The organism is Longimicrobium sp. (assembly GCF_036280135.1).
Lineage (GTDB): Bacteria > Gemmatimonadota > Gemmatimonadetes > Longimicrobiales > Longimicrobiaceae > Longimicrobium.
Genome location: NZ_DASURI010000642.1, coordinates 1 through 8,675, shown reverse-complemented (window position 1 = coordinate 8,675; position 8,675 = coordinate 1). Strand labels below are relative to the sequence as shown.

Genomic DNA, 8,675 nt, shown 5'->3' with positions numbered 1-8,675 from the left:
AACCCAGCAAGTAACCCAGCAAGTAACCCAGCAAGTAACCCAGCAAGTAACCCAGCAAGTAACCCAGCAAGTAACCCAGCAAGTAACCCAGCAAGTAACCCAGCAAGTAACCCAGCAAGTACGCAACTGGACGGACGGGTGCGGCTGACCCGGAGAAGGCGGCAGAATTGCTGGCCCCGGTGCTGTCGGTTCCTGCCCCTAGCATCCAAATTGCTCACCCCGCGCACCAGTCGCGCATCTCCACACCCCCGCCGAGAATGGCCGTGAACCACGAGCCCCGCTCAGCCCCGTCGCTGTTCCGCGTGTTTGGCCAGCGCAAGATGGCCGCGCTGCTGTTCCTCGGCTTTTCGTCCGGCCTGCCGCTGTACCTCACGAGCAGCACGCTGCAGGCGTGGATGACGGTGGAAAAGGTGGACCTCACCACCGTGGGCATGGTGAGCCTGCTGAGCGTGCCCTACTCGCTCAAGTTCATCATCGCGCCGCTGATGGACCGCTACGTCCCCTTCCTGGGGCGCAGGCGCGGATGGCTCGTGATCACCCAGGTGGCGCTGCTGCTGTGCATCGCCGCCATGTCGCTGCACGATCCCCGGCGCGGGCTGCAGCTGCTCGCCATCAACGCCCTGCTCATCGCTTTCTTCAGCGCGGCGCAGGACGTGGTGGTGGACGCGTACAGCGTGGACGTGCTGGAGGAGCGGGAGATGGGCGCCGGTGCGTCGCTCAAGGTGATGGGATACCGCCTGGCGCTCATCATCACGGGCGGCGTGGCGCTCATGCTGGCGGACCGCATGTCGTGGCCCACCGTCTACCTGCTGATGGCCGCGCTGATGCTGGTGGGCGTGGCGGCGTCGATCCTGGCGCCGGAGCCCGTGCTGCGCGAGGGACCCCCGTCGTCGCTGGCGAGCGCCGTGGTGGAGCCGTTCCTGGACTTTCTCCGCCGCGCGGGGGTGGGCACGGCCCTGGTGCTGCTGCTGTTCGTGGTGCTGTACAGCCTGTCGGACCGCATGGTGCAGAACATGACCGTGCCGTTCCTCCTGGCCCGGGGCTACTCGCAGTCCACCATCGGCGAGATTCGGGGCGTCATCGGCCTGGTGGCCACCATCGTGGGCGTGCTGGCGGGCGGCGGGCTGGTGGCCCGGCTTGGCATCAACCGCTCGCTGTGGATCCTGGCCGCCATCCAGATGGGCAGCAACCTGGCGTACTACTGGCTCAGCGTCTCCCCGTCCAGCCGCGCGTCGCTCACGACCGCCATCGTCGTGGAGAACTTCAGCGGCGGACTGGTGACGGCGGGGTTCGTGGCGTTCCTCATGTCGCTGTGCAGCAAGCAGTTCTCCGCCACCCAGTACGCCCTGCTCAGCAGCTTCATGGCCTTTGCCCGCGACGTGCTGGTGGCGCCCTCCGGCGGCCTGGCGGCGCAGACGGGGTGGCCCCAGTTCTTTCTGATCACCATCGCCGCCGGCATCCCCGCGCTGCTGCTGCTGCCGTACGTGGCCCCGTGGAACCGCGAGAACCCGCGGGGCGCCGCCGCGCACACCGGCGAGGTGACGGACGCCCCGCCGGCGGACGCCGATGACCATCCGTTCGGCCGCGTGTGAGGAGGACGATGGGGAACCCCCGGACGATCGCGATCGGTGGACTGCTCCTGCTGGGCGCCTGCACGGGCGGCGGACGGACGGCCGCGCCCCCGCCGGCGGGCGGACCCGCGCCGGCCGGCCCGGAGGCGCCGGTGAGCCCGCCGGGGACGGATCCCGTGATCCGCAACGACCTGCCGCCCGTGCCCGTGCGGACGGGCACGCTTCGCATCAGCGTGGCGTACCCGGGCGAGGGCGCGGCCATCGCGGCGGACAGCAACTTCATCTTTGGCACGGTAGGGCGCGGCGACGCGCGGCTGACGATCAACGGCGCGCCCGTGGACGTCGCCCCCAACGGCGCGTTCCTGGGCTTTCTCCCCGTCCCCGCGGACGGCGTCTACCACATCCAGGCGACGGGGGGCGGCGAGGCGCAGTCGCGCGAGCTCCGCGTCCGCGCCACAGGGGGAGGCTCGGCCGCGGCGCCGGCCGGCATCGTGGCGTCCAGCGTCTCTCCCCGGGGGACGATGACGGGCTACGCGGGCGAGCGGGTGACCGTGCGCTTTCGCGGGCCGGCGGGCGGACGGGCGCGCGTCGTCCTCCCGGACGGCAGCAGCCATCCGCTGGCGGAGACGCGGGTGATCGAGCGCGCGGAGGGCTTCCAGCAGGACCAGGCCGTGGCCGCGCGGCAGGCGGTGGAGTACGCGGGCTCGTTCCCCGTCACCGTGCCCCTGCGGGGTTCGGACGGCGCCGCGCCCACGCTCGTCGCGGGACAGGGGGCGGCGGGCGCGGCCGTCGTGGAACTGGCCCTGGGCACGCAGACGCTGCGCGAGCCCCTGCCGCTGACGGTCGGTGTGCTGCAGCCGGGCGCGGTGCGCGTGGCCGTGGCGGCGGCCAACCGGCCCACGGCGGAGGCCATCGGGACAGCCGTGCCGGGCGGCAACACGCCATACAACTGGATGTTTCCCAACGGCACGCGCTTTACCGTCACGGGCGAGCGCGAGGGCGCGTACCGCGTGCGGCTGACGGACGCGCTGTCCGTGTGGATCGACGCGGACGACGTGCGGCTGGAGGGCGAGGGCGCGCCGGCCGTCGCCGGGTCCGTGGGCACGGTGCGCGTGGACCCGGCGCCGGGATGGGCGGACGTCATCGTCTCCACGAGCGACCGGCTGCCCTTCGAGGTCCGGTCGGACGGGGACCGGGAGCTCAGCATCCACGTCTTTGGCGGGCAGTCGCGTACCAACTGGCTGCACTACGGCCCGGAGGATCCGCTCGTTCGCCGCGTGAGCTGACAGCAAGCGCGCGAGGACGAGTTCGTGGTGCGGATGGAGCTGGGCGAGCCCGCGTGGGGCTGGCGCGCCTTCTGGGACGCCAACGGCCGCCTGGTGGTCCGCGTCCGGCGCCCGCCGCGCATCGACCCCGCGCGCCCCCTGGCGGGGATGCGGATCGCGGTGGACGCGGGGCATCCGCCCGGCGGCGCCATCGGGCCCACCGGGTACACGGAGGCGGAGGCCAACCTGGCCATCAGCAAGCACCTCGTGCGGATGCTGCGCGAGGGCGGCGCCGAGGTGCTGGAGACGCGGCCCGACACGGCGGCGGTGGAGCTGGGCGTGCGCCCCGTGCGCGCGGCGGAGTGGGACGCGCACCTGCTGGTGTCCGTGCACAACAACGCGTTCCCGGACGAGGTGAACCCGTTCGAGAACAACGGGACCAGCGTGTTCTACAACCAGCCGCAGTCGCTGGGGCTTGCCCGGCACGTGCACCGCGAGCTCATCCGCGAGATCGGCCTGCGCGACCTGGGGATTGCGCGGGCGGACCTGGCGCTCGTGCGGCCCACGTGGATGCCCAGCATCCTGAGCGAGACCATGTTCCTGATGATCCCGCAGCAGGAAGCCGCCCTGCGTGATCCCGCCGTGCAGGCGCGCATTGCGCGGGCGCACGTGCGGGCCATCGAGGCGTTCCTGCGGGAGCGGGCCGCGGGGCGCACGGGCGGGGACCCGGCGGGGCGCTGATTTCGGGCGCGGGCTGAGGGGCGGAGGCGCCGGGGTTCGTCGCGGAACGGCGGAACGGCGGGGGACAGGTTACAGGGGACAGCCGGCAACGGCGGGGTGGGGCGGTAGGAAGGCGGAATGTGGCGAGGGAGGCGAATTCCCCGTCGCTGCGCGACGGGAGGCCCTCTCCCCCGACCGCCTTTTTGCTCGTTCCTCGCAACGGCGGTCGACCCCTCCCCCAACTTCGGGGGAGGGGTGAGAACGGGCGAGATCCAGCATCGTGGCCGGATCGCGCGTCAGCGCGGTTCTCCCCCTCTCCGCGAGGAGCGAGCGGTGACGGGGCCGGGGGGAGGGGCGGGCTGCTTCCGGCGCGGACCATCCATGTCTGGATGAACCGCAGTTCCTCACCTCCCCCGCGAAGCGGGGGAGGTCGCGAGCTATCGAGCGGGTGGGGGCCCTCGCGCGAGCAGGATCTCCCCTATCCCGGCAAGATCTTCGCGGTCCGGTCCAGCGGGCCCCGGCCGGCAGCATCCATCGCATCACGTCGGATCACGTCGCATCACATCCATCCAGCACACGATCGCATGACCCGCCTTGGGGCCGTACGCCTCGCGCTGTCCGCACTTGCCGCCGCGGCGCTTTCCGCCGGCCGCGTCCACGCACAGGTGGCGCCGGACGCGCGGTGGTACACGTTCGATACGCCGCACTTCCAGGTGCACTACGAGCAGGGGCTGGAAGACCTGGCCCGCCGCGCCGCCGCCCGCGCCGAGGAAGCCCGCGAAGCCCTGGGCCAGGCGCTCGTCCCGGCGCCGCGCGGCCGCGTGCACCTCGTGATCGCCGACAACCTGGACTACGCCAACGGGCTCGCGAACGTCTTTCCGCGCAACCGCGTCATCGTCTACGCGCACGCGCCGGTGGAGGAGCCGTCGCTGGCGTACGGGTACGACTGGATGGAGCTCGTCGTGAGCCACGAGCTGGCTCACGTGCACCACCTGGACTACGCCAGCGACTTCATTCGCGGCCTGCGCGTCGTCTTTGGCCGGGCGCCGTTCCTGTTCCCCAACACCACCGTCCCGCAGTGGACCACGGAGGGGCTGGCTACGTACCTGGAGTCGCGGCTCACGGGCGCCGGGCGCGTGCACGGCAGCTACCACGAAATGGTGCTGCGCACGGCCATGCTCGAGGGCCGCTTCTTCTCCATCGACCGCGCCACCGGCCGGCCCACCACGTGGCCCGGCGGCAACACGGCGTACGTCTACGGCTCCATGTTCGAGGACTACCTCGCCGACCGCTACAGACCGGAGCGCACGGCGGCGTTCGTGCGCGAGGTGGGCGGCCGCTGGGTGCCGTACTTCACGGACGACGCCGCGCGCGAGGCGTACGGCGTCACGTTCTCCCGTGCCTGGCGTGAATGGAGCGATTCGCTGCGCATCGCCTATGCGGCGCAGGCGGACTCGCTGCGCGCGGACGGGCTGACGGAGCCGGAGCTGCTCACGCGCGAAGGGCGATACACGAGCTGGCCGCGCTACTCGCCGGACGGGTCCGTCATCGCGTTCGCCACGTCCACGGGGCGCGACGACCCGGCCACGCGGCTTATCCACGCGGACGGACGCATCCAGCACCTGGCCAAGCGAACGACCCTGGGCCCCATCAGCTGGCGGGCGGATGGAAGCGCCATCGTCACCTCGCAGCGGGAGGCCGTGGATCCGTATCGCCAGTTCGAGGACCTGTACGCCGTGGACCGGGAAGGTGACCAGGACCGGCTGACCCGCGCCGCGCGGTTGACGGAGCCGGACGTGGCGCGAGACGGGCGGATGGTGGCCGTGCGCGTGGGCGGGGCGTGGAACGCGCTGGTGATGACGGACGGGGACGGGCGCGTGATCCGCGCGCTGGCGGAGAGCACGCCGGACGTGAACTGGGCCAACCCGCGGTGGTCGCCGGACGGGTCGCGCGTGGCCGTCACGCGCTGGCGCACGGGCGGGTGGCACGACGTGGTGGTGATGGACACAGCGGGCCGCGTCGTCCGCGAGGTGACGGCGGACCGCGCGCTGGACATGACCCCCGCGTGGTCGCCGGATGGCCGATACGTCGTCTTCGCGTCGGACCGGACGGGCATCCCCAACCTGTTCGCGTACGAGGTGGATGCGAATCGGCTGATGCAGGTCACCAGCGTGCTGACGGGCGCGTATCAGCCGGACGTGTCGCCGGACGGGCGGTGGATCGCGTTCGCGTGGTACCGCGCGGACGGCTTTCACATCGCCCGCATCCCGTTCGATCCGGAGACGTGGCGCGCCGCCCCGCCCGTCCGCGCGGAGGCCGCGGGCCCCGGGCCGGACCCCGCGCGCTACCAGGTGACGGCCGGCGGCCCGTCGCGGCCGTACGCGCCGTGGAAGACGCTTCCGCCCACGTCGTGGAGCCCCAGCTACGCGGACCGCGACGAGCTGGGGCACGGCTTCGGGATCGCCATCGCGGGGTCGGACGTCGTCAACCGGCACAACTACGCGGCGGAGGCCACCGTCTACGACCAGGACGGGCGGTTCGATGGGCTGGCGGCGTACCTCTACGCGGGGCTGGGGCAGCCGGTGATCGGCGGGTCCGTCTTCCAGGACTGGGACGTGGCCCTGGGCGCGGGCCGCTGGGCGCGGGGGGACGGCACGCGCATCGAGTCGGCGCTGCTGGAGCGCGAACGCTCGGCCTCCGTCGTGGCGACGTGGACGCGGCCGCGCTTTCGCTCGCGCTGGTGGATGAGCACGGGCCTGAACGTGCGCCGCCGCCACTTCGTCCTCGCGGACCCGGAGCTGGCGCCGGACGTGGCCGCGCCGGAGCTGGCGCCCGACGTGGGCGCCGTGCTGACGGTGGGCCGGTCGACCATGCGGACGTACGAGTTCTCCGTGACCCCGGAGGAGGGGTGGCTCACGGCGGTGACGGTGGAGGGCCGTCGCTACACGCGCGCGCTCACGCCGGGCGAGGACGTGCGGGGCTACGTGCGCGTGGCGGGCCGCACGCAGGCGTTCCGGCCGCTGCCCTGGGGCGGGTTCGCGCGCCACGTGCTGGCGGCGCGGGTGCTGGCCGCGGCGGACGTGGGATCGCGCAGCCCCGGCTTCAGCGTGGGGGGGCTGTACGGGGGCGGCGTGGGCGCGCCGCTCTCGGCGGGGCTGGGGATTGGCGGGGAGCTGGACTTTCCCGTGCGCGGCTACGGCGAGGGGGCGCAGTTTGGCGACCGGGCCGTGGCGGGGAGCGTGGAGTATCGCTTTCCCATCGCGCTGGTGGAGCGCGGATACCGGCTGGTGCCGCTGTTCCTGGACCGCGTGTGGGGAACGGCGTTCGCGGACGGGGGCGCGGCGTGGTGCCTGGATGACTGCCCCACGGTGCTGTCGCCCCAGCGCGAGGGGCGTCCCGTGTTCTCCGTGGGCGCGGAGCTGGGCGGCGACCTGACGATCTTCTACTTCGGCGGCGTGCAGGTGATGGGCGGCGTAGCGCTTCCGCTGTCGGAAGTGCGTGCGACGACGGGAGACTACCGGCCGGATCCCGAGCTGTACGTGCGGTTTGGGCGGGCGTTTTGAGCGGGGACTGCGGGCGGGGGAGCGCATCGCGCGGGTGAGGATGGGCTGCGGCTCGGCTGAGCGCCCCCCATCCCCGGCCCTTCCCCCATAAACGGCATGGGGGAAGGGAGATCGGGAGACCCTGCGGAAGGTCGGCCGTCTGCCGGCCCGCGGAGGGCCCCCACCCCCCGACCCCCTGCCCCCGCTTCGCGGGGGAGGGGGAGAACTTCCCTGCGCGAGGCGGGCTGCCTTCCCTCTGGGACCCACCTCCCTCCCCCACGCAGTTTGTGGGGGAGGGTCGGGGAGGGGGGCGCCCCGCGCGCCGCGCGAACTCCCCCCTCGTGCACGAGTGCGGTGCCGTTGCTTCCGCACTTCCGCACTTCCGCACTTCCGCACTTCCGCACTTCCGCACTTCCGCACTTCCGCACTTTCGCACTTCCGCACTTTCGCACTTTCGCACTTTCGCACTTTCGCACTTTCGCACTTTCGCACTCCCGTACTCCCGCACTAACGCACTTTCTTCAACGACTCCGGCTTGTGGGCGGCTTCCTTGCCGCTGGCGTCGCTCTTTACGAGGAACTCGGGGTTCTCCGCGGACGCGGCGACCTTGTGCCCCTTGACGTGCGTCTCGTGCGTTAGCTTCTTCACTACGCGCCCGCGCGTCTTGCCCTGCGGCGTGTTCCACTCGACCTTGTCTCCACGCTCCAGATCCTTGGCCATCCTCGCCTCCTTGCCGGGGTGAGCCCCCGCCGCGCGGCAAGCCCCGTACCGCGTTGTGCAAACCCTGTACGCCCATCGCCCTTCCGGCGCGTCCGCGCCCCGGCCGTCCACCGCTGTATCCGCAGTCGCCATGCACTCCACCACACCCGACGCGCCGCCCGCCGAGCGCATCCCCGCGCCCCCGGCCGCCGAGCCCGCGCTCCCCGAGACCTCGCCCCACGAGCCGTCCGTGCGGCCCTGGGAGCTGGAGCTGCTCATCTCCGGCGCCGTCGTCTTTTCGCTCCTGCAGCTGCCGGCCCAGGTGGACCACTGGTTCGCCGGCGTGGAGCCGCACCTGGCCGGGCGCACCTTTCTCGGCGTGTTCATGCTGTACACGTACGTTAAGCTCATCCTGTACACGCTCATCACCTGCTTCGTGCTGCACCTGGTGATGCGGGCGTACTGGGTGGGGCTCATCGGGCTGGAAAGCGTGTTTCCGCAGGGCGTGCGCTGGGGCGATTCGTCGTACGGGCCCGTGATGACGGAGGTGTACCGCGAGCGCATGGGGCGCCTGCAGCCAAAAATCGACGCGGCGGACCGCTTTTGCAGCATCCTGTTTCCGCTCGCGTTCACGGTGGTGATGCTGTTCTTTTTCTCCATTGCCGTCGTGGGGCTGGCGGCGGGGCTGGCGTTCGGCATCTCGCGGCTGCTGTTTCACGGCCAGTACATGGACCGCGTGCTGATGGGCATCTTTGCCGTCTCGCTGGGCGTGCCCGTGACCGTGTGGATCCTGGACCGCGCGTTCGGCGCGCGCGTGCGGCCCGGCGAGCGCGGGCACCGTGCCCTGCGCCGCGCGTCGGTGGTGGCGTACTACATGA

Annotated in this window: 5 protein-coding genes and 1 pseudogene; 5 read left to right on the top strand and 1 reads right to left on the bottom strand. The window is 72.0% G+C overall.

Going from position 1 to position 8,675, the window contains the following annotated elements; translation table 11 throughout:
• The first annotated feature begins 263 nt into the window (after positions 1-263).
• The 4 genes from VFZ20_RS20865 (at position 264) to VFZ20_RS20850 (ending at position 7,119) form a co-directional block, all read left to right on the top strand.
• Entirely contained in the window at positions 264-1,592 is a 1,329-nt protein-coding gene (locus tag VFZ20_RS20865; RefSeq protein WP_329685875.1) for an AmpG family muropeptide MFS transporter, read from the top strand.
• Positions 1,593-1,600: 8 nt separating this feature from the next.
• Positions 1,601-2,857, top strand: coding sequence for a hypothetical protein (locus tag VFZ20_RS20860; protein ID WP_329685874.1), 1,257 nt, complete (start codon positions 1,601-1,603; stop codon positions 2,855-2,857).
• A gap of 33 nt (positions 2,858-2,890) precedes the next feature.
• Entirely contained in the window at positions 2,891-3,577 is a 687-nt protein-coding gene (locus tag VFZ20_RS20855) for an N-acetylmuramoyl-L-alanine amidase (protein ID WP_329685876.1), read from the top strand.
• 563 nt (positions 3,578-4,140) lie between these two features.
• Entirely contained in the window at positions 4,141-7,119 is a 2,979-nt protein-coding gene (locus VFZ20_RS20850; RefSeq protein WP_329685873.1) for a hypothetical protein, read from the top strand.
• A 486-nt stretch (positions 7,120-7,605) separates the two neighbouring features.
• On the opposite strand, the gene VFZ20_RS20845 is transcribed toward VFZ20_RS20850, so the two are convergent.
• Complete coding sequence (locus VFZ20_RS20845; protein ID WP_329685872.1) at positions 7,606-7,818, bottom strand: DUF2945 domain-containing protein; 213 nt, start codon at positions 7,816-7,818, stop codon at positions 7,606-7,608.
• Positions 7,819-7,948: 130 nt separating this feature from the next.
• Here VFZ20_RS20845 and VFZ20_RS20840 point away from each other — a divergent pair.
• Positions 7,949-8,675 (top strand): annotated as a pseudogene (locus VFZ20_RS20840) (hypothetical protein); the annotation flags it as partial.

Excerpts from the sequence above, each read along its gene's own strand:
- VFZ20_RS20860 (WP_329685874.1), top strand. The coding sequence starts at position 1,601 with ATGGGGAACCCCCGGACGATCGCGATCGGTGGACTGCTCCTGCTGGGC.
- VFZ20_RS20850 (WP_329685873.1), top strand. The coding sequence starts at position 4,141 with ATGACCCGCCTTGGGGCCGTACGCCTCGCGCTGTCCGCACTTGCCGCC.
- VFZ20_RS20855 (WP_329685876.1), top strand. The coding sequence starts at position 2,891 with ATGGAGCTGGGCGAGCCCGCGTGGGGCTGGCGCGCCTTCTGGGACGCC.
- VFZ20_RS20845 (WP_329685872.1), bottom strand. The coding sequence starts at position 7,818 with ATGGCCAAGGATCTGGAGCGTGGAGACAAGGTCGAGTGGAACACGCCG.